We start from the raw sequence: 24,719 nt of genomic DNA on the forward strand, positions 1-24,719 counted from the left end.
GGCAGAACCGCTCGAGCCACCGGACACGCGACCCACGGGGGCACCCTCCAAAAGGGCTATACACCGCCCTCGGGTACTCCGGGTATGCGCATCCGGGTTCGCTACCTGCTCGTGGCCCTGCTCGCGATCCCGCTGGCGGACGCGGCGTTCCTGCTGTGGGTGGCGACGAACCTCCTCACGGCGGTGCAGACGGTCGCGCTGGTGGTTCTCACTGGACTGCTCGGGATGCTTCTCGTGCGCGCCGAGGGGCGCCACACGCTTCGGGCCGTCCAGCGGAAGCTCGCGACGGGCGAGGTGCCGACGGGCGAGGTGCTCGACGGCGGGCTGTTGATCGCCGCGGGCGCGTTCCTGCTCACGCCCGGGCTGGTGACAGACGCGATCGGGTTCCTGCTCGCGATCCCGGCGACGAGGTACCCGATCCGGGAGCTGCTTCGCCGCTACGTCGTCGTGCCGTACGTCGACTCGCGGATGGACGGCTTCGCGACGGGTGCGGTCTGGACGAGCGGGTTTCCGAATGCGGACACGACGGGCGGCGACGCCGCGAGCGGGAACGGAACCGCCGGGTCCGCGGGGTTCGGCGGCGGGGCGAGAGCCGCCGACCGCGACGCGGCGGACGCCCCCGACGACTCCGTCGTCGACGTCGACTTCGAGGAGGTCGACGAGGGGGACGACGGGAACGCCGAGCGCGAGCGGTGATCGGTCCGGCCGCAGAACGCGGTGGCGCCTCCGACCGCGCCGCCGTCCGTCGACGGGAGACAGTGACTGCTTCCCGTGCAACCGCATGACGTGGCGGTGATGCCGAACGGAAACGCTTAACCAATCCCTTCCACTACTCGAAAATGCGCTCGCCTGGGCCAATAGCTCAGTCAGGTTGAGCGCTCGGCTGATAACCGGGAGGTCCACGGTTCAAATCCGTGTTGGCCCATCCAAGGTATCACCGGCCCTTAGCCGGTGAGAATTGGGCCACTGGCTCCCCAGCCACCCAATTTCCGCGTTCCAGCACCGTCGAGACGTCCGTCCGTCCGTCCGTTCGTACACTCTCGACTCGAGCGGGATCAGAACCCCTCGCGGAGGAACGGATCCGTCACCGGAAACGCGTCCGCGAGCGCGGCCCGCACCGCATCGCGTTCGACGTCGACTGCGCCGAGTTCGATCAGTCTGTCGATCCCGTGAGAGCCGACGACCAGTCGCGAGAACGCGCCGATGTCGAGCGCCACATCGGCATCGGTATCGGCGGCGACCCGCTCGACGGTCCCGCGTCCGTCGACGACGCGCAGGCGGACACGTCCGTCGTTCCACTCGCAGATGTCGTCGTCCACGTCGAACACGAGCGTCGTCTCGACGTCCTCGGGGTACGCGACCGCCCCCAGTGCCGCCTCGACATCCACGACGCGGGCCATCGGGCCGGGTCGGATCTCCGTGTCGGCGGCCCGCGGGTCGTCGAGCTCGTCGAACAGCCGGACGTCCGCCGGACCGGCGAACCGGACCCGCTCCACCTGTGAGTCGTGGTTGCGACAGAAGCGCAGGAGGTGCCCGCGCGCCTCGCGGTCGACGTGGGCGAACTCGTTCACGGCCATCGTTTTCCCCTCCGTCTCGTCCCCGTCGACGACCGTGTAGACGACGTATCCGCGGAGGTCGCCGCCGCGGTCGCCGTCGGTCCATCCGTACACGTACGGGTCGGTGTCCCGCGACCGGAACACCCGCAGTCGCCACCAGTCCTCGCTCCGATCGAGACGGAACCCCTCGTTCGCCCACTCGTCGTACACCGCGTCCAGACGTGGCCAGTCGTCCTCGCCGAGCCGCTCGAACGAACCCGCGGGATCCGGACACGCGCCGGTCAGCGCGTCGGGCGAGACGGTGACCCGCGTGTAATTGCAGATCCGCTCGTACCCGAGCTGTCGGTAGAAGGAATACTTGAAGGGCCACAGTGCGGCGAACGCGACGCCGTCGTCCCGCAGTTCGCGGTGAACGTGGCCGAGGAGCGTGCGGACGAGCCCCCGGCGACGGGCCTCCGGCGGCGACGCGACGGCCGCGATCCCCGCCACGTCGCGAACGTCGCCCCGTACCCGCGCGGAGAAGTCGTAGTACCCGCAGACGACGGTGAGGTCGTCCGCCTTCGGATCGGCTCGTTCGGCCGCCTCCGGGTCGCGCTCGTCTGTCGGGTCGAGATCGTCCAGATCGGGGGCGTCGTAGAGACCTCTGGGGTGAAACGACGCCGGCCGATCGGGCCCCGTCGGCTGGTAGTTCGGGCCGCGTTCGGGCGAGAACGCGTACACGAGGACGTCGCCGAGGGTGTTCTCGTGCGCGTCGGGGATCTCGCGGTAGTTCATGACACGACCGGGTCTCCGCCGAGGGAAAGCGTTTGTGACGCCGTGAGATCGACACCCACGCCGCGGGTGGAAGCGTCCCCGTCTCGGATCCGCTCCCCGCGTCGGACCGCGGGGTTCTCGGTACTGGAGTCCCCAGCGGGAGTATGAGCGACGACACGAGGCTGCGCGACCGGGTCACACGCGACCGCCTCCTGCTCGCGACGGTTCTGGTCGTCGGCATCGCCGGGACGGGGGTCGTCCGTCGACAGCTCGGGCTCCTCGGCTTCAATGGACTCGGCCGGCTCGTGTTCATTCTCGGCTACGGGCTCACCGTGTTCGCCGTCTGGTACGGCTGGATCCGGCCGCTCGACATCACCGGGCCGGACGCCGATCGCGACGTTCCGCCCTCGGAGTCGTCGTTCGACGCGTCGTCCGAGGAGGAGTCCGGCGACGGTGGCGACGATCCCGCCGGCAGTTCGTCGACGCCCTCGACCGAACGAACCGGGTGACGGACCGGCCGATCGGCTCGGCGCCGATCCCGAACCGGTTCCGACGCCGCCGATCAGGCCGACGGGCGCCCACCGATGCCACCGCCTGTCACGGCGGGGGAACGCTAACGAGCGAGAACGGAACGTTAATGCGGCGCCCGTGGGGAACCTCAGACAAGAGATGATCCCGCTCCAGATCGTCGACAGCTTCCTGCTCCCGTACAACGTCGGACAGGCGCTGCTGCTCGGGTTCGTGCTGACGACGCTCGCCACGCTGCCGGTGTCCCGAAAGGCGATGGCGCTCAACACGATGCTGTTCGGCGTGATCTTCCTGCTGACGCCACAGTCGCTCGTCCCGGTTCACTATCTCTTCCTCGGCATCGTGCTCGTCGTCGTCGGGCCGCTCGTGTTCGTGGCCTCGCGACGGTAGTCAACGGCCGTCCGACTCACGCGTACGTCCCGGACGCCTTCGAAACGGAGCGCCGGACGCTCGCCCCGAACGTCATCCTTTTGCCCGCCGCGCCGGACTCACGCGGCATGGTAACCGCCCGCGCACCGGCGACCAGCGCGAACCTCGGGAGCGGCTTCGACACGTTCGGTGTCGCGCTCTCGCATCCGGCCGACACCGTCTCGGTCGAGCGAGCGGCCGAGACGACCATCGAGGTGACCGGAGCGGGCGCCGATTTCATTCCGACCGACCCCGAGAAGAACGTGGTCGGGGCCGTCGCCGACGCGCTCGAGGCGCCCGCCCACATCCACATCGATAAGGGCGTGCGTCCCTCCTCGGGGCTGGGGTCCTCCGCCGCCTCCGCGGCCGCCGCGGCGGTCGCACTCAACGAGTTGTACGACCGCGGCTACGGCCGCCACGATCTCGTCCCCGTCGCCGCCGAGGGTGAGGCGGTCGTCTCCGGCGAGGCCCACGCCGACAACGTCGCCCCGGCGCTGCTGGGGGGGTTCACGATCGTCCGGAGCGACGACGGCGCGACGAGCGTCGAGACGAACCTGTCGCTGGTCGCCTGCCTCCCGGAGGTGGTCGTCTCCACGCGCGACGCCCGCGGGGTCGTTCCGGACTCCGTATCGATGGCCGATCACGTCGAGACGGTCGGCAATGCCGCGACGCTCACGGCCGGGATGTGCCGATCCGACCCCCGGTTGGTCGGGCGGGGGCTCGACGACCCGGTGGTCACGCCTGCGCGTGCGGACCTCATCACCGGCTACGCGGGTGTCAGGGAGGCAGCGCTGGCGGCCGGCGCGACCGGCGTCACCGTCAGCGGCGCCGGACCGAGCGTGCTTGCGGTGTGCGAGCCGGGACGTCGGCGCGCCATCGCCTCGGCGATGGTCGAGGGGTTCGCGGACGCCGGCGTCGGCGCGCGGGCGTACCAGACGGCGGTCGGCGACGGCACGAGGGTGCTGTAGATCGACGCCTCCACGTGGCACGGCCGGCGAACGCGAGGCTCACTCCAGTGCCCGCTCTGCGAAGCGCTCTCTGACCTCCGGCTCCGGAACCTCGCAGGACTCTTTCCGTCCGAACACGTCGTACCGGTAGGCGGCGACCACGTCGTAGACGGCGTCGCGAACGCCGAGGGGGACGCGGCGCAGTTCCCACGCGAGCCGCCAGGGGAGGCCGAGCCTCCGGGCGACGCGCAGCGCGGCCGTCGACTTCCGGTACGTGTCGTCGCCCTCGACGAGCACGAACGAGTCGTGGTCCTCGGTCGGGAGCCCACGCTCGCGCAACAGCGCCTGTCCGACCGGTGACTCCAGCGGCGCGAACCGGAACACGCCCTCGGCGTCGTGGCGGACGAGAAACCGGATCGCCCCGTGACAGAGGTTGCAGACGCCGTCGAACAGGATCACCGGGTGTCGGTGTGGATCGACGCCCGCCAGCGGGTCGTCGTTCGACGCCACGTCTGAGTCTCCGTCCTCGCTCACAGGGGCCGGTAGGACCCCCGCGGGTTTCAACGCCGCGGCGACGAGCGTCACGGTCGCGGTGGCGAACAGGCGACACGAGGCGCGTCGGCGGACACCGGCCGTGTCCGCGACGCTTGGTTTCCGCCCGCGGAACGGCGTGTCGCACACCCGCGTGCGCTCCGCGGCCCGTTTCAGATCACTGCGGTCGCTCGGCTCTGGTCACGGGATCGAATATAACTGCTCGTACGGCCGAGCGGGGTCAGCAGTGGGGGAGCGGGGACCGGGATCAGACGCCGCGGCCCTGCAGCTGCTCCTCCTCGTCCATCTGGTCGTTCGCCTGCCCGGCCATCCCCTTGCCGGGGGACTTGGCGATCTCCTTCAGCGTCTCGGGGTCGTCGTAGTTGTTGACCGCCTCGACGATCGCCTCGCCCATCGCGGGCGGGTTCTCCGCGCCGAAGATGCCCGAACCGACGAAGATGCCGTCGCAGCCGTGCTGCATCATGAGCGCGGCGTCGGCGGGCGTCGCGATGCCGCCGGCGGCGAAGTTGACGACGGGGAGGCGACCCATCTCGGCGGTCTCGTGGACGAGCTCGCGGGGCGCGCCGTGCTCGCGGGCCCACTCGTCGCGCTCCTCGTGGGCCATCCCCGAGAGCTGGCGGATGGCGCGCTGGATGTTGCGCTGATGGGTGACCGCCTGGTTGACGTCGCCCGTACCGGCCTCGCCCTTCGTCCGGATCATCGCCGCGCCCTCGTCGATGCGCCGCAGCGCCTCCTGAAGGTTCCGGGCGCCGCAGACGAACGGCGCGGTGAACTCGCGCTTGTCGATGTGGTAGCGCTCGTCGGCGGTCGTGAGCACCTCCGACTCGTCGATCATGTCGGCGCCGGTGGCCTCGAGGATCTGCGCCTCGGCGGTGTGACCGATCCGCGCCTTCCCCATCACCGGGATCGACACCTCGTCGATGACCTCCTCCAGCTTCCCGGGGTCGGCCATCCGCGCGACGCCGCCGCGCTTGCGGATGTCGGCGGGGACGGACTCGAGGTGCATCACGGCGACCGCCCCTGCGTCCTCGGCGATCCGCGCCTGCTCGCGGCTGACGACGTCCATGATCACGCCGCCCTTCTGCATCCGCGCGAAGCCGCGCTTGACCAGGTCGGTCCCGCGTTTGAGCTCCTCCAGATCGGTCTCCTCGGTCATGTGATCTAATTCGGTTGTGCGTACGTAACGGTTGTCCTTTCGCGGGCGCGTGCGCCCGATGGCGTCCGATCTCGGGTGTCCACGGACGTCCGACAGCGTGGGAGACAGTTTCAGGGGAGTCGGGCAGAACGAGGCGGAGGCGGGTGCCGACGACCGACTCAGGCGTCGGCGTCGAGCGCCTGATCGATCCGGCGCTCAACCTGCGGCAGTCGCCGTTCGACCAGATCCGGGAGCTTCCCGGGGAGGTTCTCGCGGTTCCGTTCGAGCGCGTCCGCGAGCGCTTCCGTCCGCTGTCGGAGGCCACGCAGTCGGTTGTCCGCGCCCTCGGCGTTCCCGGCCCGCGTCGCCTCGTTCGCGCGCTTCGCGGCCGTCGTCGTCGCCTCCAGCGCCCGAAGGAGGCCCGTGAGACCGTCCGGGCCGCCGCTTCCCCCGTTCCCGCCGCCGGTGTCGCCGTCGCTGTCGTCGTCGCCGCCGGCCGCCTCGGCCGCCGCCGCGAGCACGTCGTCGACGACCTCGGCGGCGTTGCCTCCCTGCTCGGCGGTACTGTCGGGGACGTCGACCTCGTCGATGCCCTCGCCGTCGCCGTCGGCGAAGACGGTCGCCTGCGCGGTCGTCTCGGTGAGGATCGTGAGGAGGAACGACGCGAGCGACGCCTTCCCGGTCCGGGCCTCGGAGATCGTCGCCGTGGATTGGTCGGCACGGGGATTCACGCGGAAGGCGCCGACTGCACCCTCCTCGTCCTCGACCTCCGCGGTGTAGGCGCCCTCGCGGTGGGCGTACACCGCGACGCCCCGGCCGCCGTCTCCCCCGTCCGCGTCGCCGGCGGGCGTCGCCGTCTCGGTGCTCCCGCCGTCGTCGCCGCTGTCGCCGCCGTCCTCGGCGCTACCGTCGCCGTCGACGCTCGGCGGGAGTCCCTCGTACACCGCCCCGGCGAAGTCGTCCTCGACGGCGACGCGGCTCACGCCGGGAACGTCTGCCGCCGGCGACGCCCGCACCTTCACCGCGTCCTCGTTGGGCGCGACGACCACGTCGCCGTCGACGCCGGCGGTCGTGGGCTCGCCGTCCTCCTCGTGAGCGAGGCCCTGACTGAACGGCGCGACGCCCGCGCCGTTGACGGTGAGGGTATGGTCGCCCTCTGGCACGTCCTGGAGCGCGACGACGCCGTTGAAGCTCGGGACCGCCTCGGGGTCGGATTCGAGGAGCGCGATCCCCTCGACCGTCGGGTCGCTCGTGTCGACGCCGTTGCTCCCGGGGGCGTCGTCGCTGGCGGTCGCCTCCCGAAGCACGCCCACCACGTCGCCAGCGAGCCCCGACACGTCGAGGTCGAACCGCTCGGAGAGGGCCGAGCGGTGTCGAGGGTCGGTCACGTCCGCGACGGGGTTCGTGTACCGCGGCTGCTCCGTCGGGGTGCCCGTGGTCGTGATGTGGGAGGCGAACGCGTCCTCGGCGAACGAGGGGATCGCGAACTCGAAGCTGAGCTGCGGCCCGGTGAACTCCGCGATCCCGAGGTCGGCCATCGGCGCCAGCGAGTAGCCGTAGTCGGCATCGGCGGTACTCTCGGCGTCCTCGAACGCGAACAGCACCCCCGTTTCCCGGAGGGGGAGGTCGTCGGGCGGGGACGGGATCCCCGAGAACGAGTCGACGGTCATCTCCGCCGGGACGAGGTGGTCGCGGGTGACGTTCGGGAGGTCCGGGTGTTCGTGGATCGGGGCGCCGTCGAGCTCCGGCAACGAGAACGGGAGGCGGTACCCCTCGCCGCGTGGAAGGCCGTACGCCGCCGGGATCTCAAGCGGCGCGAGGGGGCCGTTGGACACGTCCGGGATGTCCGTCGACGTCGCCAGTCGCTCGAAGACGTCGCGGGTCTCGTTGACGCCCAGCGCCGACGAGTGGCTCCCGACCTCGCTGATGATCGCCGCGCGGTCCGTCTCCGGGTCGAGGAACTCGTTGTTCGGCACCTTTCGGGAGTGGGCCGACGCGACCAGCAGGTTCGGTTCGCCGACCTCGGCGTCGCCCGACTCCTCGCTCACGTCGAGGAACACCTGCAGCACCTCCCAGTCGTGCCAGTGGAAGTTCACCGTGAACTGGTCGAACGCCGAGTAGAACCAGTACTGAACGACCACGAGGTCGGTGTCGACGTAGCGTCGGACGTTGTAGAACGCCGTCCGGTTCGGCGGCTCGCCGGCCTCGTCGAACGCGCGAGAGTAGCCGTCGAAGGCGGCGAAGCCGTCGAGGACGTCCTCGCCGTCGTCGAGGTACGCCCGCGGGTCCGTCGGGAACCACCGCTCGCCGACGCCGAAGTAGAGGTCCGGCGCGTGGGCCGCGGCGAGCGTCCGCGCGCGATCGCCGTCGATCGCCGTCGTCTCCGGCGAGTCGTCGGAGGCGCCGAACCCGGCACAGCCCGCGAGCGACGACGCACCGACGGCGCCCGCGGCGGCGAGCGCGTCGCGGCGCGTGAGCCCCCCGGACGCCGACTCGTCGGCTGTCGTTCCCCGATCGCCGGCGACGGTGTCATCCCCGGACCTCTGTCCCGGGTGGTCACGATCGTTCGTCGGTCCCGTCACGCTCCCTCGTGGGTGACCGAGCGCATCATCGTACGCACGTCGTCACCCTGCCCCGACAGGAGCGACGGGTACGCGCCGACGGTGACGACGAAGTCGCCACCGGCCCGCACCGCCTCGGACACGTGGATCTGCACCTCCGTGGAGACGCCCTCGGCGATCGTCGCGTCGGCGGTGAACCGCCCGACGGTGGTGTCGGTTCCGAGCACCGCGACCGTCTCCTCGCCGTCCTCCTGGAGGTTGTCGATCCCCTCGTACTGGGTGAGCATGCGCCGCGCGATGTCGCGAGTGCTCATCTCCGCGACGGGGTTGAACGTCTGCCCGGCGACCTCGACGGCGGGAGTCGAGAGCGCCACGAACATCGACGCGCGGAGGCGTTCGCCGAACACCTCCGCGGCCTTGTCGTACTGCGCGAGTTGGTTGGTGACGACGACCTCGCGGGTCTGGCCGGCGACGGTGAACTCCCGAGTCAACTCCCTCGGCTCCACCCGGTACTCCTCGAACCCGGTCGACTCCAGCGTCGAGTCCGGGACGGACGCGACGTTCGCGGAGAACTCCGCGGGTTCGGAGCCGGTGATGACGCCGAGACAGCCGCTCGTCGCGCCCGCACCCCCCAGCGCGAGCGCGGCCCCGGTTCGTCGCATGAACGTTCGTCTGTCGAGTGCCTCTCTGGACATGGAACGGGTCTGTGTCCGCAGGGGTATCAGTCTCGTGGTCGAATGTGTCGGGACCGTCCGGCCACGATCTCGCCGCGGCAACGCCTCACACGGACGAACGGGGCTGTATCGCACCGTTTTTGCCGCTCGGCCCGGTACATGACGTACCGAATGATCTCGAAGGGCTGTGAACAGTGCTCCAAGGGCGGGAAGATGGTGCTGTTCGTGTACGGCTACTGCGACCAGCGCGACTGCTTCTACTGTCCGCTCGGGGAGAACCGAAAGAACGTCACCGACGTGTACGCCAACGAGCGCCTCGTCGAGTCCGACGAGGACGTCATCGAGGAGGCCAAGCGGATGTCGGCGCTGGGCACCTCGATCACCGGCGGCGAGCCGCAGGAGGCGATGGCGAAGACCTGTCGGTATCTCCGACTGTTGAAGGAGGAGTTCGGCGAGGACCACCACACGCACCTCTACACGGGCATCCCGGGCGGGCGCGAGAACATGCGCCGCCTCTCGGAGGCCGGACTCGACGAGATCCGGTTCCATCCGCCGGTGGAGCAGTGGGGCGACCTCCACGGCACCGAGTGGGAGGACATCCTGTACGTCGCCCGCGAGGAGGGCCTGACGCCGGCGTTCGAGATCCCCGGCATTCGTGCGGAGGAGGAGTTCCTGGAGTTTCTGGACGAGGGCGCCGCCGACTTCTGCAACGTCAACGAGTTCGAGATGTCCGACGGGAACTACCGCCGGATGCAGGAGCAGGGCTTCGAGCTACAGGAGGGACACATGTCCGCCGTCGAGGGCTCGAAGGAGGAGATCCTGGAGGTGATGGGCGACCACGAGAAGGTGTACTTCTGTACGTCCGTGTTCAAGGACGCCGCCCAGCACCGCAACCGCCTCAAGCGGATGGCGCGCAACCTCCGGCGCCCGTTCGACGAGGTGACCGACGACGGCACTCTCGTCTACGGGAAGACGTACACCGAGCCCGAGCGCTTCGACCAGCTGGAGGTCCCCGAGGAGTTCTACTCCGTCAAGTCCGAGCACGTAGAAGTCGCGTGGTGGCTGCTGGAGGAGATGATCGAGGAGGGCGACCTCGACGACGGCGAGGTCGTCGAGCAGTACCCCACCTACGACGGCACGGTCGTCGAGCGGACGCCGCTGGCGTAGCGACCGGGGCCCCTCCGCTTTTCACACCCGCCCTCGAATCGGCAGCCAGTGATCCCTCCTTACACGGCCTGGCTCGGTGTGTCCGGCGGTGAGTCGCCGTGAGTCGCTACCTCCGTGCGACGCTGGCGGACCCCACGGTACGGCTCGGGATCGCCGGGGGCGCGCTCACGTCTGCCTCCGGACTCGTCGCGTACGTCCTGCTCCCGATCGCTCGGGGCGGCGCCCCCGGGTTCTACGGGGGCGGTCGCCCCGGGTTCGACGCCGGGCTGGTCTCCGTCGAGGCGTTCGCGAGCGCCTCGCCCCGGTACCACGCGCTGGCGTTGGCGCTCCCGGCCGTGACCGCCGGCGCCGTCGGCGCGCTCGTCTCCCCGAACGGCGGGTCCCGGCATCGGCTGACCGCCGTGAAACTCCTCGGGGGGAACGTGTTGGTCCCGACGCTGACGGTCATCGGCTGGTATCTCGTCGGAAGCCTGCTGCTCGCGGCGGGGTTCCCGTCGGTCACGGCGCGGGCCGGCGAGCGCGCGTACACGTTCCTCTTCGTGGGGCTGTCGGTGCTCGGCTGGGGAGCGTTCGTCGCGGTTCCGGTGCTCGCGGTCGTCATCACTGCGGTCGTCGTGTCGACCGCGGGTGGATATCTGCTCGGCGCCGGACTCCGGTCGATCCGCGAGGGAGCCACCGACGGGTGAGCGGCCCCGCGGCGGCGGTCGACCGTGCCGTGGCCGTCGATCCGCGGTCGTCGGGCCCCGACAGCCGGATCGAGGGGCGGCGTGCCGCGGCCGCCGGTCGTCGTGTGGGCCGCTATTCCCCGAGTGTCACCGCGTCGTCGGCACTTCGCCGGAGCGCGTCCGACCGCCCGTGGCTTCCCGGCGCGATCGCGAGCGTCCGGAGCCCGTACTCGTTGGCGACCTCCAGCGCGGGCTTGAAGTCCGTGTCGCGGGAGGCGACCGCCACCGTCGCCGCGCGGCGCTCGGCCGCGAACGACGCCACGTCGACGGCGAGCTTCACGTCCACGTCGCCGCTGGTGGTGATCACCTGAAAGCCGTTGGCCTCGGCGGCCTGAATCAGTCCCGGCGTCGCGTGTTCGTCGAGATACAGTCGCGCGGTGACGAGATCGCCTCCGGTCCCGTCCCCGCGCGTCGCCGCCGCGCGCAGGTCCGCGAAGTCCACGTCGAACTCCTCGCGGAAGACGTTCGGTCCGTCGACGAACAGCGCGACGCCACGCGGCGCCGCGGCGTCGCCGTCGGCGTCGCGCCACGGCCCGCGCGGCCCGGCCGACCCGACGGCACCTTCCCCGACCGCGTCGATGTCGGCGCCACCGGCGTCGTCCGTCCTCGGACGGACACCGCCGCCCGAGGCGTGCCTCCCGAGGAGGCGGTCGAGCAGTCCCATGTCCGCCGGTTCGGCCCGGCGCCGATACGCGTTCCGGTTCGGCTGGGTCCGTGTCCGCCGATCCGGGCGACCGGTCGGAGATCGGTCGCTCCACGCCTTGGCCGACGCGGGAGCTGCGGCCTGAGCGTCGACGAGGGGTGGACGGCCGACGGGACCCCGGGGAGGGGGCGACTGCCGGCGCACCGACGAGCGCGACGGGGCCGGACGTACGGGATCGGCCGACCGTCGACTGCGACGCACCGGTGAAGCCTCGACCGACGATCGGTTTCTCCACCGTCGCCGAGTTTGTTTCCGTTTGCTAATTAGTATGAATTCGATATTATAATTACGAAAAGAACAGTAGAATTAAGGCTCGCCTACCTCCTCGTGAACGCGTCGCATGTCAGACCACACCGAACGCGACGACCTGAAGCGGCGTGGCTTCCTGAAGCTGACCGGCGCGGTCGCCGGGATCGCGGCGACGAGCGGCGTCGCCGCCGCTCGACCGGGACGGGATCCCGGGCCGAAGGAGGGCGAGATACTGGTCGGCGTCTCCGCCTCCGCCGACGAGATCGAGGGGGAGGTCGCCCAGTACGTCCCCGGTAACGCCGAGGTCGTTCACAGCAACGAGACGCTCAGCTACGTGGCGGTGAAGTTCCCCGAACAGGCCGCCGACGTGGCTCGGGAGAACTTCATCGACGCGATCACGAGGAAGGATCACATCAAGTACGCCGAGGACAACGAGACGCTGGAAACCCAACTCGCCCCGAACGACCCGCAGTTCGGGAGCCAGTACGCCCCCCAGCAGGTGAACGCCGACGACGCGTGGGACACCACCCTCGGCGACGCATCGGTCACCGTCGCCGTCGTCGACACCGGCGCGCAGTACGACCATCCGGACCTCGCAGGCAACTACGCCTCGGATCCCGGATACGACTTCGCGGACGGCGACTCCGACCCCTACCCCGACGCCCCGAGCGACGAGTACCACGGCACGCACGTCTCCGGCTGTGCGGCGGCGGTCGTCGACAACGGCAGCGGCGTCGCCGGGCAGGGGAACTCCACGCTCATCAACGGTCGCTCGCTCGACGAGTCCGGGTCCGGGTCCACCGCCGACATCGCGGACGCGGTCCAGTGGGCGGCCGACCAGGGCGCCGACGTGATCAACCTCAGCCTCGGGGGCGGCGGCTACACGGACACGATGAAGAACGCCGTGAGCTACGCCGACGACAACGGCGCGCTCGTCGTCGCCGCCGCGGGCAACGACGGCTCCTCGTCGGTGAGCTACCCGGCGGCGTACTCGGAGTGCGTGGCCGTCTCGGCGGTCGACTCGAACGAGAACCTCGCGTCGTTCTCGCAGTACGGCGACTCCGTCGAGCTGTGTGCGCCGGGCGTCAACGTCCTCTCGACGACGACGGAGTCCCGCGGCTCCTATGAGGAGCTGTCCGGCACCTCGATGGCGACGCCGGTCACCTCCGGGGTCGCCGGGCTCACGCTCGCAGCGTGGCCGGATCTGACGAACCTCGAACTGCGCGACCACCTCAAGGCGACCGCCGCCGACGTCGGCCTCTCCGCGGACGAGCAGGGGAGCGGGCAGGTCGACGCCCTCGCGGCCGTCACGACCGACCCGGCCGACTCGGGCGGCGGCGGTGGCGGCGACGACGGGGGCGACGACGGCGGGACCGGCGACTCCACGACCGGCTCGGTCGACGGAAGCCTCTCGGGCTCCTGGGACTACGACGACTACTCGTGGTCGTGGAACTACTCGTCGCCGAGCCGCGTCGTCGTCGAACTCGACGGGCCGGCCGACGCCGACTTCGACCTGTACGTCAACACCGGGACCACGCAGAACGCCTCGCCGGGCGACTACGACTACGCATCACGGTCGACGGACAGTCAGGAGTCGATCACGATCGACGCCCCGGACGACTCGACCGACATGCAGGTCGACGTGGACTCCTACAGCGGTTCGGGCGGCTACACCGTGACGATCACCGAGTACCAGTAAGGAACGCCGAGTGGGAGGCTCCTGGATGTCCCCGGCGAACCGACTCGGCGCCGCCGAGAGTCGTCGGGAGTCGGGGACCACGTCCTCCGAGGGAAACGGACATATCCGCCGCCCGCGATCGGACGGGTATGAGCGATTGGACCGACGCGATCGTCGGCGAGCGGATGACCGTCGACCGCGAGTTCAACGACCGTGTTCGACAGTCGGAGTTCTCGAACCAGGAGTGGGGGCTGATCATGACCGCCGTCGAGTTCGAGATCGAGGACGCCGACGATCCCGAGAGCGCCCGGGTCGTTGCCGACACCTCGAAGCTGCCGCAGATCATGCCCGAGTTGGACAACATCTCCCAGCAGATGGGCGCGATGGCCGGCGGCGGATCCGACGGCGGCTCCTCGAACGGCGCGTTCGGGGAGATCGTCTCCGACATCAAGGACGCCATCCTCGGCGGTGGGGGTGGCGGCGGCGTCGACGACCAGAAACTCGAGGCCGCGGAGCGACTCACGCAGGAGTACGCCGACGAGCTCCAGCGACACCTCGAATCGAAGGGGAAGTTCGACCAGGTCCGGCTCGCGTATCAGGAGTAGGTTCACCTCGCGTACGAGGACGGGTCCCCGGCTCATACTGGGGTAGTCCACGTCGCGGACGGAACGCCGCCGCCGGTCGCTACAGCCGCGCCAGCACCGCGTCAGTCACCTCGCGCGTCGTCGCCTCGCCGCCCAGATCGGGCGTTCGGGGCCCGTCGGAGAGGACGCCCTCGACCGCCGAACGGATCCGCGCGCCGGCGTCGTCGTCGCCGAGCGACTCGACGAGCATCGCGGCCGAGAGGATCGTCGCCGAGGGGTTCGCGACGCCCTCGCCGGCGATGTCCGGCGCGGTGCCGTGGACCGGCTCGAACAGGCCGCGCTCGGACCCCACGTTCGCGGAGGGGAGCAGGCCGAGCCCGCCGACCAGCCCGGCGGCCAGATCCGAGAGCACGTCGCCCGCGAGGTTGGGGCAGACGACCACGTCGAACTGCTCCGGATCGAGACAGACGTGTGTCGCGAACGCGTCCATGAGGACGGTGTCGGCGTCGACGCCCGCCTCGTCGGCCGTCGCGAGCACCGTATCGCGGAACAGTCCGTCCGTCTCGCGCATCACGTTCGCCTTGTGCGCGACGGTGAAGCCGTTCTTCCCCCGTTCCTCGACGTACTCGCACGCGAACTCGCCGAGGCGTCGGGAGGCGGTCTTCGTCACCACGCGCGTCAGCGTCGACACGTCGTCGGTGAGGCGGTCCTCGTGGCCCGCGTACACGCCCTCGGTGTTCTCCCGGAGGAAGACGACGTCCGTCTCCGGTCGGAGCGCGTCGACGCCGGGGTACGCCCGCGCGGGTCGGATGTTGACGAACGAGCCGACGGCCTCCCGCAACGGGAGGATCACGTCCGCGGCCGACTCGCCGGCGGCGCCGAACAGCGTCGCGTCGGCGGACGCGGCCAGTTCGTACGTCTCCGCGGGGAGCGCCTCGCCCGTCTCATCGAGCGTCGCGTCGCCCGCCTCGCCCTCGGTGAACGTGTAGTCGCCGACGGCCTCCAGCACCTCGACGGCCGCGGGAACGACCTCCCGCCCGATGCCGTCGCCCTCGATGACCGCGATCTCGGGGACCTCGCCGCCGTCGCCCCGCCTTGCGTCCGTGGGTTCCGACTCAGTCATCGGTGTACGGCAGGCTGTCGTTGACCGCCTTCGCGCGGTCGAGGTTCGTCCGCATCACCGCGGTCGTGTCCCAGATCCCCTCCAACAGGGCCTCGCGCATCGCGTCGGGCACGTCGCCCTCGACGGCCCTCCCGTCGTAGCGGACGGTCTCGGCGCGCACGTCGACCTCGATGCCGGCGTCGGGGTTCGCCTCGATGAACTCCTGCAGGTCGACGGCGTCCTCGTGGTCGACCGCGAGCGTCGCGATCCCCAGCGACTTGCAGTTGTCCTCGAAGATCTCCGCGAACGACTCGCCGACGATCGCCTCGACGCCCCAGCGCATCAGCCCCTGCGGGGCGTGCTCGCGGGAGGAGCCGCAGCCGAAGTTGTCGTTGACCGCGAGGACGTTCGCGCCCTGGTACTCGTTGAACGGATGGTCGTTCAACTCGCCGTCCGCGTCGCGGCGCTGGTCGTAGAAGGCGTACTCGCCCATGTCGTCGAAGGTCACCGCCTTCAGGAACCGGGCGGGGAGGATCTGGTCCGTGTCGACGTCGTCGCCCCGAAGCGGGACGCCCGTGCCGGCGACGCGCCGGATCGCGGGCACCGCCGCGTCGTCAGTCTCGGGCGCGTCGTCGCCGGCGCTCCCGGGCGCGTCGTCGGTCATCCGTCCACCTCCGCGTCCGCGACCGGTTCGCCCACCTCGTCGGCGGTGTCGAACTCGCGCACGTCGGTCACGGCGCCCTCGACGGCCGCGGCGGCGACCATCCCGGGCGACATCAGGTGGGTACGTCCCTCGGTGCTCCCCTGGCGACCGACGTAGTTGCGGTTCGAGGAGGACGCACAGACCTCGTCGCCCTCCAGCGCGTCGTCGTTCATCGCCAGACACATCGAACAGCCGGCCTCGCGCCACTGGAAGCCGGCGTCCTTGAAGACCTGGTCGATGCCCTCGGCCTCCAGCTTCCGCTTGACCGTGCCGGAGCCGGGCACCGCGAGCGCGCGCACGTCGTCGTCGACCTCGCGGCCCTTCAGCACCTTCGCGGCCTCGCGGAAGTCGGCGACGCGGCCGTTCGTGCAGGTACCGAGGAACGCCACGTCGACCTCGTGTCCCTCCATCGTCTCGCCGGGCGTGACCTCGGTGTGGGCCTGCGCGGATTCGGCCGCGTCGGGGTCGCGCGTCTCGCTCGGCTCCGGCACGGGTTCGTCCACGCCGACGACCTGTTCGGGGTTGGTGCCCCACGACACCTGCGGCGCGAGGTCGTCGGCGTCGACCTCGACCCAGTCGTCGTACTGGGCGTCCTCGTCCGAACGGATGGACTCCCAGTACTCCTTTCGCTCCTCGAACTCGTCGCCCTCGGGGGCGAACTCGCGGCCGCGGAGGTACTCGTAGGTGGTCTCGTCGGGGTTGATGTAGCCCGCGCGGGCGCCGCCCTCGATGGACATGTTGCACACCGCGAGGCGGCCCTCCATGTCGAGGCTCCGGATCGCCTCGCCGCCGTACTCGTACACGTGGCCGACGCCGCCGTCGACGCCGAGTTCGCGGATCACGTGGAGGATCACGTCCTTGGCGCCGACGCCGTCGCCGAGCTCGCCGGTCACCTCGACGCGCCGGACGGCCTTCTTGTCGGCCGAGATGGAACCGGTGGCGAACACGTCGCGGATCTGGCTGGTGCCGATCCCCATCCCGATGGCGCCGAAGGCGCCGTGGGTCGAGGTGTGGCTGTCGCCGCAGACGACGGTCATCCCCGGCTGGACGAAGCCCAGCTCCGGGCCGACGACGTGGGCGATGCCCTGCCGGTCGTCGTCGAGGCCGAAGAAGCGGATGCCCGCGTCCTCGGTGTTGTGTTCCAGGTGGGTGAGCATCTCCTCGGCGCGCTCGTCCGCGAGCGGGCGCTCTCGCCCCTCGCTCGTCGTCGGGACGATGTGGTCGGTCGTCGCGACGGTACGGTCCGGGAACGCGACCTCCATGTCGCGCTCGCGCAGCATTCCGAACGCCTGCGGGCTCGTCACCTCGTGGACGAGGTGGAGGCCGATGAACAGCTGGTCCTGTCCGTTCGGCAGGTCCGCCACCTTGTGGCGCTCCCACACCTTGTCGTACAGCGTTCCTCGGCTCATGGTCACTCCTCCTCGGCGTCGCTGTCGACGTCGTCCCCGCGGGCCCAGACAGCGTTCGCGCTCGTCTCGGGACCCTCGTGATCCACGTCGGAGATGGTGTCGTCGTCGCGGCCGCCGTCGGTCGCGTCGGTCCCGTCTCGGTCCTCAGTCATCGGCGCGTACCTCGGCCTGCTCCTCGTCGGCTGCCGCCTCCGCCTCCTCCCCCTCTCCCCACGCGAACAGCGCGCGCAGGTCCTCGCCCACGTCCTCGATGTCGTGGTTCTTCTCGGCGTCGCGGAGCTGCGTGTAGGAGGGTCGACCGGCCTGGTTCTCGGCGATCCACTCGCGGGCGAAGGTGCCGTCCTGCACCGCCTCCAGCGTCTCCTCCATGTTCTCGCGGACGGAGTCGTCGACGATCTCGTCGCCCTTGACGAGCCCGCCGTACTCGGCGGTGTCGGAGACGGAGTCCCACATCTCGCCCATCCCCCCTTCGTACATCAGGTCGACGATGAGCTTCAGCTCGTTCAGGCACTCGAAGTACGCCATCTCGCGGGAGTAGCCGTTGTCGACGAGCGTCTCGTAGCCGTGCTTCACGAGCGAGGTGACGCCGCCGCACAGCACCGCCTGCTCGCCGAAGAGGTCGGACTCGACCTCCTCTTGAAACGTCGTCTCGATGACGCCCGCGCGGGTGCAGCCGATCGCGTGGGCGTACGCCAGTGCCTCCTCGCGCGCCTCGCCGGTCGCGTCCTGATAGACGGCGAGCAGTCCGGGCGTCCCCTCGTCGTTCTCGTAGTTGCGCCGCACGAGGTGGCCCGGCGACTTCGGCGCGACCATCGTCACGTCGACGCCCTCCTTCGGGACGATCTGGTTGTAGTGGATGTTGAAGCCGTGCGCGAACTGGAGAGTGTCGCCCGGCTCGATGCCGTCCTCGATCGCCTCGTAGACGGCCGGTTGAACGGTGTCGGGGACGAGCACGGAGACGACGTCCGCCTCCGCCGCGGCGACGTCGGGGGTCTCGACGCGCAGGCCGTCGCTCTCTGCGGCCGCGCGAGAGGAGGAGTTCTCCCGCAGGCCGACGATCACGTCGACGCCGGAGTCGTGCAGGTTCTGCGCGTGGGCGTGGCCCTGGCTGCCGTACCCGAGCACGGCCACGGTCTTGCCGTCGATCTGCGAGCGGTCGGCGTCGTCGTCGTAGTATACTTCGGTGTCGAAGGTGGAATCTGAGTCTGTCATCGTTGTCGTGTCTCGTGTGTGTCGTCAGTCGTCGTAGTTGGTGAACTCGTCGTCGTCGGTCGACCCCGCCGAGTGGCCCGGCTCCTCGCCGGGCGTCGTCGGGGAGTCCCCCCGCTCCAGCGCCGTCTGGCCGGTCCGGGCGATCTCGATGATGCCGAACTGGTCGAACGCGTCGATCGCGTCGTCGATCGTGTTCTCGTCGCCGGTGATCTGCACCGTGATGGTGCGCGGCCCGGCGTCGAGCGTCTGCCCGTCGTACATCGAGGTGATCGCGTGGACCTTGTCGGGCTCCTCGCCGCGCACCTTCAGCAGCACGAGCTCGGCGGCGACGGCGTCCTCGCTCAGCTCGCCCACCGCGATGACGGGCGTGAGCTTCGCGAGCTGCTTCTTCGCCTGCTCGATGCCGGCCTCGGTCTCCTCGACGACGAGCGTGATCCGCGAGTGGCCCTCGACGGTCGTCGGACCGACCGTCAGGCTCTCGATGTTGAACTGTCGCCGCCGGAACAGTCCCGCGGCGCGCGCGAGCACGCCGGGTTCGTCCTCGACGAGCGCCGAGACGGTCGCCCGGCGCGTCGGCTCGGGCCCGTGGTCGGGCTCCTTTCGGACGCCGTGTTCGTCGCGACGGCCGGTCGGGTGCGGACGGTCCTCGGGAGTCGGTCCCGCCAACCCCGTCTCGGGCGCGTCGCCGCCGGCGGGACGGGCGTGTTCCGCGATCGGCGACTCCGCCGGGTGGTCGGTGCCACCGTCGGTGGCGGGCTCCTCGGGGGAGCGATCGTCCTCGTCTCCGGGTCGGTCTCCGTCGACGTCGCCGGTCATAACTGGTCCTCCGCGAGCGCGAACTGACCGTTCGCCGCGCCGCTGGCGACCATCGGGTAGACGTTCTCCTCGGGGTCGATGTGGGCGTCGACGACCGAGGGCCCGTCGTAGGCGAGCGCCGCCTCGACGACGTCCTCCACGTCGTCGTACTCGTCGATCCGGAAGCCCTTCGCGCCGAACGCCTCCGCGAGCGTGTCGAACTCCGGCATCCAGTCGTACTGGGAGGCCATGTGGTTGCCCTCGAAGAAGGCGTCCTGCCACTGGCGGACCATCCCGATGTACTCGTTGTTGAGGACGACGACGGTGATGTCGAGGTCCTCGCGGACGGCGACCGACAGCTCCTGGATCGTCATCAGGAACGAGCCGTCGCCCTCGAAGCTGATCACCTCGCGGTCGTCGTCGGCCGCGACGCGGGCGCCGATGGCGCCGGGCAGGCCGTAGCCCATGGTTCCCAGGCCGTGCGAGGAGACGAAGGTGCGCGGCTCGCGGTACGTCCAGTACTGGGCGGCCCACATCTGGTGTTGGCCGACGCCGGTGGTCACGTACGCGTCGTCGTCCATCGCGGCGTCGAACGCCTCGACGACGAACTGCGGCTTCACCGGCTCGTCGGGGTCGATGGCGTAGTCCATCGGGTACCGCTCGCGCCACTCGTCACACTGGGCGCGCCACGACTCGGTGTCGGGGGCGTCCCCGTAGCCGATGGCGGCGTCGAGCTGGTCGAGGACCGTCGCGGCGTCGCCGACGACCGGGTAGTCAGCGTGGACGTTCTTCGAGATCTCGGCGGGGTCGATGTCGACGTGGACGACCTCCGCCTCGGGGGCGAACGTGTCGACGCCGCCGGTGAGGCGGTCGTCGAAGCGTGTCCCCACGGCGATCAGGCAGTCGGTGTGCGTGATCGCCATGTTGGCGTAGCCGGTGCCGTGCATGCCCGCCCACGAGAGGCAGAGGTCGTCGTCCTCGGGGAAGCTCCCGATGCCGGGCATCGTCGTCACGACCGGGATCTCGAACTCGCGGGCGAACGCCCGCGCCTGCTCGGTCGCGTCGCCCTTGATAACGCCGCCGCCGAACAGACAGAGGGGGCGCTCGGCGTCCTGAATCGCGCGCGCGGCCGCCTCGACCTGCTCCTCGTCGGCCTCGAGGTCGGGGACGGCGCGATCCGGCGCCGTGGGCTCGCCGACCGGACGGTCGGTCTCGCCGAAGGTCACGTCCTTCGGCAGGTCGACCAGGGTCGGCCCGGGTCGGCCGGTGTTCGCGAGCGCGAACGCCTCGCCGACGGTGCTGCCGACCTCGTCGGAGTCGCTCGCGAAGTAGTTGTGCTTCGTGATAGGCGCGGTGACGCCGACGGTGTCGGTCTCCTGGAAGGCGTCGGAGCCGACCATGTCGGAGGGCACCTGCCCCGTCAGCGCGAGCATCGCGTCCGAGTCCATCGACGCGTCGGCGATGCCGGTTACGAGGTTCGTCGCGCCCGGTCCCGAGGTCGCCATGCAGACGCCTGGGTCGCCGCGGACGATGCCGTAGGCGTCGGCGGCGTGGACGGCACCCTGCTCGTGGGCCATCGTCACGTGGTCCACCGTCGACGCCGACAGCGCGTCGTACACGGGCATGATCGCCCCGCCCTGCACGCCGAAGGCCGTCTCGACGCCCGCGGCTTCGAGCGCGGCGACGACCGCCTCGGCGCCCGAGCCGGGCGCGCGCGTCGCGGCCTCCTCGCGTGCCGCGGCCTCCTCCTCGGCCGTATCCGTGCCGTCCGCCGCCTCGGGTCGCTCCTGTTCGTCGTCGGTTCGCCCCTCGGCGTCGCCCCCCTCGGGCGACGCGGCGTCGGGGGTCGCTGGCTCGCTCATCGTCGGTGTCCTCCGTCCGTGTGTGTCATTCGTTCGCGGTCGGTGATCGCTGGTCGCTGGTCGGTCGCCGTCGATACGTGTCTCGGGCGTCGTCGGTACGTCGGTCGGGTTGGGGTGATATGGGGGCGCTTACGCCCCTACGATACCCGCGATCCCGGCGAGAAGGGCGACGACGCGCTCGGCGGACGCCGGGCGAACGGCGGTCGGCGCGGGTCGCGTCGTCATCTCGCCGCGAGGTATCCGCTCGGCACATATAACCGTGACGCGGATGGCAACGATTGCGGCCCGCCGGCGGTGCCGGCGATCGCCCGTCGGCGTCGCACCCGTGGCCGGTCAGACGCGCGCCTCCCGCTCCCGGTCGTCCTCGGGGTCGTCCATCTCGGCCACGCCCTCCTCGCGGGCGAACCGGCGCACGTCCGACATGGTCACGCGTCCCTCGGCGCCGGCGTCCTTCACGCGGCGGGTGATGGCGCGCACCTCCGACTCCGTGGGGTCGAAGCCGGCGTCGGTCAGCCGCTCGCGGACCGAGTGGGTGCCGGTGTGTTTCCCCATCACGAGTTCGCGGGTCGCGCCGACCATCTCGGGGGTCATGACGCCCGGCTCGAACGTGTCGCTGTTCTCGATGACGCCGGCGGCGTGGATGCCGGACTCGTGGCTGAAGGCGTTGCGCCCCACCACGGGCTTGTTCGGCGGCACCGCGATGTCGCTAGCCTGCTCGACCATGCGCGACACCTCCGTGATCATGGTCGTGTCGACGCCGGTGTCGGCGTCGTACAGCGACTCGGCGGCCATGACGACCTCCTCGAGCGCGGCGTTTCCGGCGCGCTCGCCGATGCCGTTGACCGACACCTGCACCTGGTCGGCGCCGGCCTCCACGCCGGCCAGCGCGTTCGCGCCGGCCAGCCCGAAGTCGTCGTGGGTGTGGACGTCGACGCCGGCGTCGGTGTGGTCGGTCACGACCTCGATCAGGTCGCCGAAGCGTCGCGGCGTCGCCACCCCGCAGGTGTCGGGGATGTTGATCCAGTCGACGCCGACCTCGTCGACGGCCTCGATCACCTCGACCAGGAACGACTCCTGTGTTCGGGTGGCGTCCATCGGGGAGAACATCACCTCCGCGCCCGAGTCCTTGGCCATCTCGACGGCCTCGACCGCCCGCTGTTTCACCTCCTCGCGGGTGGCGTGCATCGAGTCCTCGATCTGTACGTCGCTCGTGGAGACGAACGTGTGGATCATCCCGACCCCCGAGTCGATGGCGGCCTGAATGTCCTTCTCGACCACGCGGGCGAGCCCGCAGACGGTCGTGTCGGTCGACTCCGCGATGTCGCTGACGGCCTCGAACTCCGCGTCGGAGTTGACCGGGAAGCCCGCCTCGATGACGGACACGCCCAGCTCGTCGAGCGCCGCGGCTATCTCTCGTTTCTCCTCGTAGTCGAACGACGTGCGCGGCGACTGCTCGCCGTCGCGAAGCGTCGTGTCGAAGATACGGACAGAATCGAACTCGTCAGTTGCACTCAGTGTGCCCTGGAAGAACCCGTTCCGCCGGACTGGTTACCGACGAGTCCTGATTATGGGACATCATCCCATGGGAGGAGAGAGCTCATTGTAAAGCGTTGTGGTCGGACAGGTCGCCGCCGCCGCGACGATCCGTTGCGACCGTTCGATCGGACCGTGATCGCATGACTGCGTCGACTACCCATCGAACACTATTCTTAGTACCTCCTAATACACATGGTATTGACGGATGGAGGGATCTGCGTCGTCGGACCGACACCCGATACGGGAGGGTCGCGCTCGCGAGAACCGGGCCCGGTGGAGTCGAACAGAACTCCGACCGCGGACCGAACCCTTTTGAAAGCACACGCCGTGGGCCGCGATATGAGCGATTTCGGGCTCGACCTCCGCGACGCGGAGGAGATGATCGAGTCGGAGGGGACGGTGGGGGACGTGGTCCTCGGGGTGCTCGACGGGGAGACCGAGCCCGAGCACTGGGTGCGCAACGTGGAGTACGGCAACGTGCTCGTGCTCGCCGTCGACGGGGACCTGAACGAGCGGGCCGCCGGCTTCGCGCGCGAAGTGAAGGACATGGGCGGGGAGCTGACCCACTTCCGGGGCTTTCTCGTCGTCTCCCCGCCGGGCGTCGACGTCGACACCGAGAAGTTGAGCTGAGCGTTCGCGGCCGTTCTCGGGGCTCGGACCCGTCAGGCGACGACCCCGGGAAGCGGTCGGTGCACAAGTTGGCCCCGGTACACGTTGAAGAGCCCTCATGACACCTATGTTCGTCCGACCGGAAGGGATCGAACGTCGACGGGATTCCGATGATCGAGCGCATTTGGCACGGATGGACGACCCCGGAAAAGGCGGACGAGTACGAGCGGCTCCTGAGAGAGGAGATCGTTCCGAGCTTCGCTGACAAGGACATAGACGGCTATCGTGGGTTTCGGATGTTGCGTCGGTCACACCCGGAGGAGGTCGAGTTCGTCACGATCATGCGGTTCGAATCGATCGACTCGGTGAAGGAGTTCGCGGGCGAACGGTACGAGGACGCTCACGTGCCTCCGGAGGCCCGTGAAGTACTCGCGAGGTTCGACGAGCACGCTCAGCACTACGAGGTGAGAGAGCAGGTAGAGTACTAGACGGGACAGCTCATCGCTACCTGCATGACGCTGAGACCTCCGGGGCGTCCGTGAACCGACTCCTCGGGACGGCCTCGGTCGATTCGGTGAACATCACCAGTCCGGAGATCGGGACGGCCCGTGGATCCTCACCGCACACCTTCCCGAGGAGCTTCGACGTACTGGACATCGGTCAGGTCGTGAGGGGACCAGCCTTCCCCTCGACCCACAGCGTCGTCCGGAGAATATCGACCACGGTCAACAGGAGCGAGTCGACGCCACCAACGGGGTAGATCGGATTCACGGCGCCCACCTGCCGACGGTAGTCTTCGAGTCGGCTCGGACGTCCCTGATTTCTATCCGGTGAGACTCGCCCGGGGGGCGACCGTGACTTCGCACAGGGTGATGATCTAAAACGGGTGGTGCCGTCGGTCGATCGATTACGCGCTCGCCATCCGACGGCAACTCTCGGCGCACTCCCGGAGGACCTCCGCACAGGTTCGGCAGTGGTCGGCGTCGTGGCGCTCGCACTCGTCGGCGCACTCCTCACACGCGTCGGCACAGACTTCGGCGAGCTGACCGCTGTAGTCCGAGCTCCTGGCCATGAACCGGGCGTGCATCGACGTGAGATCGGCGACGTCCCGGCAGAGTCGGGCGCACTCCTCCGTCTCCTCGCTCCCGAGGCACTCGTCGGCACACCATTCACAGACCTCGGCGGCCTCGTTACAGTTCTCGATGCATTCGCGTTGTTCGTCGCTCAGACTGTCGATCTTCGAAACTGTTTCTGTGAGGGACATTCCACTC

24 protein-coding genes, 1 tRNA gene and 1 pseudogene are annotated in these 24,719 nt (G+C 69.9%); 11 read left to right on the plus strand and 15 right to left on the minus strand.

All coding sequences use genetic code 11. The features are described from left to right. Positions 1-90: 90 nt before the first annotated feature. Positions 91-696 carry an FxsA family protein gene (locus tag GRX01_RS09745; protein ID WP_321168010.1) on the plus strand — a complete coding sequence of 202 codons (606 nt, stop codon included), beginning with the start codon at positions 91-93 and terminating at the stop codon, positions 694-696. Positions 697-851: 155 nt separating this feature from the next. After that, a tRNA-Ile gene (locus tag GRX01_RS09750) sits at positions 852-925 on the plus strand. A 130-nt stretch (positions 926-1,055) separates the two neighbouring features. On the opposite strand, the gene GRX01_RS09755 is transcribed toward GRX01_RS09750, so the two are convergent. Then, positions 1,056-2,330, minus strand: a complete 1,275-nt coding sequence (locus GRX01_RS09755) for a GNAT family N-acetyltransferase (RefSeq protein WP_159666340.1) — start codon at positions 2,328-2,330, stop codon at positions 1,056-1,058. Positions 2,331-2,473: 143 nt separating this feature from the next. On the opposite strand from GRX01_RS09755, the pseudogene GRX01_RS19610 reads away from it, so the two are divergent. The 3 genes and pseudogenes from GRX01_RS19610 to GRX01_RS09770 form a co-directional block, all read left to right on the plus strand. Next, positions 2,474-2,692 (plus strand): annotated as a pseudogene (locus GRX01_RS19610) (hypothetical protein); the annotation flags it as partial. A 286-nt stretch (positions 2,693-2,978) separates the two neighbouring features. Continuing rightward, positions 2,979-3,227, plus strand: coding sequence for a hypothetical protein (locus GRX01_RS09765; RefSeq protein ID WP_159666343.1), 249 nt, complete (start codon positions 2,979-2,981; stop codon positions 3,225-3,227). Positions 3,228-3,334: 107 nt separating this feature from the next. Further along, positions 3,335-4,213: a homoserine kinase gene (locus GRX01_RS09770; RefSeq protein WP_159666346.1), complete on the plus strand. Its 879-nt coding sequence runs from the start codon at positions 3,335-3,337 to the stop codon at positions 4,211-4,213. A gap of 39 nt (positions 4,214-4,252) precedes the next feature. Here the strand turns inward: GRX01_RS09770 and GRX01_RS09775 are convergent, their stop codons facing one another. From GRX01_RS09775 to GRX01_RS09790, 4 genes are all read right to left on the minus strand, one after another. After that, positions 4,253-4,726 (minus strand): thiol-disulfide oxidoreductase DCC family protein, encoded by a 474-nt coding sequence (locus tag GRX01_RS09775; RefSeq protein ID WP_321168008.1) that lies wholly within the window; start codon positions 4,724-4,726, stop codon positions 4,253-4,255. 265 nt (positions 4,727-4,991) lie between these two features. Next, positions 4,992-5,900: a pyridoxal 5'-phosphate synthase lyase subunit PdxS gene (gene pdxS, locus GRX01_RS09780; RefSeq protein ID WP_159666349.1), complete on the minus strand. Its 909-nt coding sequence runs from the start codon at positions 5,898-5,900 to the stop codon at positions 4,992-4,994. Between the two features lie 158 nt (positions 5,901-6,058). Beyond that, positions 6,059-8,461, minus strand: coding sequence for a hypothetical protein (locus GRX01_RS09785; RefSeq protein WP_159666352.1), 2,403 nt, complete (start codon positions 8,459-8,461; stop codon positions 6,059-6,061). Next, on the minus strand, positions 8,458-9,135 hold the full coding sequence (locus GRX01_RS09790; protein WP_159666355.1) for a DUF6517 family protein: 678 nt from the start codon (positions 9,133-9,135) through the stop codon (positions 8,458-8,460). Before GRX01_RS09790 ends, GRX01_RS09785 begins: the two co-directional genes overlap by 4 nt. Positions 9,136-9,285: 150 nt before the next feature. Here GRX01_RS09790 and GRX01_RS09795 point away from each other — a divergent pair, with 150 nt between their 5' ends. Both GRX01_RS09795 and GRX01_RS09800 read left to right on the plus strand, forming a co-directional pair. Further along, on the plus strand, positions 9,286-10,281 hold the full coding sequence (locus GRX01_RS09795; protein ID WP_159666358.1) for a radical SAM protein: 996 nt from the start codon (positions 9,286-9,288) through the stop codon (positions 10,279-10,281). A 98-nt stretch (positions 10,282-10,379) separates the two neighbouring features. Then, positions 10,380-10,967, plus strand: a complete 588-nt coding sequence (locus tag GRX01_RS09800; protein ID WP_159666361.1) for a hypothetical protein — start codon at positions 10,380-10,382, stop codon at positions 10,965-10,967. 112 nt (positions 10,968-11,079) lie between these two features. On the opposite strand, the gene GRX01_RS09805 is transcribed toward GRX01_RS09800, so the two are convergent. Then, positions 11,080-11,670 carry an NYN domain-containing protein gene (locus GRX01_RS09805; RefSeq protein ID WP_159666364.1) on the minus strand — a complete coding sequence of 197 codons (591 nt, stop codon included), beginning with the start codon at positions 11,668-11,670 and terminating at the stop codon, positions 11,080-11,082. A 379-nt stretch (positions 11,671-12,049) separates the two neighbouring features. Here GRX01_RS09805 and GRX01_RS09810 point away from each other — a divergent pair, with 379 nt between their 5' ends. Beyond that, entirely contained in the window at positions 12,050-13,657 is a 1,608-nt protein-coding gene (locus tag GRX01_RS09810; protein ID WP_159666400.1) for a S8 family serine peptidase, read from the plus strand. A gap of 128 nt (positions 13,658-13,785) precedes the next feature. Then, a complete protein-coding gene (locus tag GRX01_RS09815; RefSeq protein ID WP_159666403.1) occupies positions 13,786-14,241 on the plus strand; it encodes a DUF5799 family protein in 456 nt (151 codons plus the stop codon). Between the two features lie 79 nt (positions 14,242-14,320). On the opposite strand, the gene GRX01_RS09820 is transcribed toward GRX01_RS09815, so the two are convergent. The 8 genes from GRX01_RS09820 to GRX01_RS09855 all read right to left on the minus strand — a co-directional run bounded on the left by GRX01_RS09820 (position 14,321) and on the right by GRX01_RS09855 (position 22,818). Continuing rightward, positions 14,321-15,343 carry an isocitrate/isopropylmalate dehydrogenase family protein gene (locus tag GRX01_RS09820; protein WP_159666406.1) on the minus strand — a complete coding sequence of 341 codons (1,023 nt, stop codon included), beginning with the start codon at positions 15,341-15,343 and terminating at the stop codon, positions 14,321-14,323. Beyond that, entirely contained in the window at positions 15,336-15,986 is a 651-nt protein-coding gene (locus GRX01_RS09825; RefSeq protein ID WP_159666409.1) for a 3-isopropylmalate dehydratase small subunit, read from the minus strand. Before GRX01_RS09825 ends, GRX01_RS09820 begins: the two co-directional genes overlap by 8 nt. Then, positions 15,983-17,434, minus strand: coding sequence for a 3-isopropylmalate dehydratase large subunit (leuC, locus tag GRX01_RS09830; RefSeq protein WP_159666412.1), 1,452 nt, complete (start codon positions 17,432-17,434; stop codon positions 15,983-15,985). The genes GRX01_RS09825 and leuC overlap by 4 nt, the downstream gene beginning before the upstream one ends. Positions 17,435-17,436: 2 nt before the next feature. After that, the gene (locus GRX01_RS09835) at positions 17,437-17,586 is read right to left on the minus strand and encodes a hypothetical protein (protein ID WP_159666415.1); all 150 of its coding nucleotides are present in this window, start codon (positions 17,584-17,586) and stop codon (positions 17,437-17,439) included. Continuing rightward, entirely contained in the window at positions 17,579-18,646 is a 1,068-nt protein-coding gene (gene ilvC, locus GRX01_RS09840; protein WP_159666417.1) for a ketol-acid reductoisomerase, read from the minus strand. Before ilvC ends, GRX01_RS09835 begins: the two co-directional genes overlap by 8 nt. A 24-nt stretch (positions 18,647-18,670) precedes the next feature. Then, positions 18,671-19,462 carry an acetolactate synthase small subunit gene (gene ilvN / locus GRX01_RS09845; protein ID WP_159666433.1) on the minus strand — a complete coding sequence of 264 codons (792 nt, stop codon included), beginning with the start codon at positions 19,460-19,462 and terminating at the stop codon, positions 18,671-18,673. Further along, positions 19,459-21,303: a biosynthetic-type acetolactate synthase large subunit gene (ilvB, locus tag GRX01_RS09850; RefSeq protein WP_159666436.1), complete on the minus strand. Its 1,845-nt coding sequence runs from the start codon at positions 21,301-21,303 to the stop codon at positions 19,459-19,461. The genes ilvN and ilvB overlap by 4 nt, the downstream gene beginning before the upstream one ends. A gap of 333 nt (positions 21,304-21,636) precedes the next feature. Next, positions 21,637-22,818 (minus strand): LeuA family protein, encoded by a 1,182-nt coding sequence (locus GRX01_RS09855; RefSeq protein WP_159666589.1) that lies wholly within the window; start codon positions 22,816-22,818, stop codon positions 21,637-21,639. A gap of 360 nt (positions 22,819-23,178) precedes the next feature. Between GRX01_RS09855 and GRX01_RS09860 the strand changes: the two genes are divergently transcribed. Together GRX01_RS09860 and GRX01_RS09865 are read left to right on the plus strand one after the other, a co-directional pair. Then, positions 23,179-23,469, plus strand: a complete 291-nt coding sequence (locus GRX01_RS09860; protein WP_159666439.1) for a DUF5779 family protein — start codon at positions 23,179-23,181, stop codon at positions 23,467-23,469. A gap of 149 nt (positions 23,470-23,618) precedes the next feature. Then, positions 23,619-23,936 (plus strand): antibiotic biosynthesis monooxygenase, encoded by a 318-nt coding sequence (locus tag GRX01_RS09865; RefSeq protein WP_159666442.1) that lies wholly within the window; start codon positions 23,619-23,621, stop codon positions 23,934-23,936. Between the two features lie 419 nt (positions 23,937-24,355). Here GRX01_RS09865 and GRX01_RS09870 read toward each other — a convergent pair whose 3' ends face one another. Further along, positions 24,356-24,712, minus strand: a complete 357-nt coding sequence (locus tag GRX01_RS09870; RefSeq protein WP_159666445.1) for a four-helix bundle copper-binding protein — start codon at positions 24,710-24,712, stop codon at positions 24,356-24,358. Between the last annotated feature and the right edge of the window lie 7 nt (positions 24,713-24,719).

The organism is Halobaculum saliterrae, assembly GCF_009831625.1.
Taxonomy (GTDB): domain Archaea; phylum Halobacteriota; class Halobacteria; order Halobacteriales; family Haloferacaceae; genus Halobaculum; species Halobaculum saliterrae.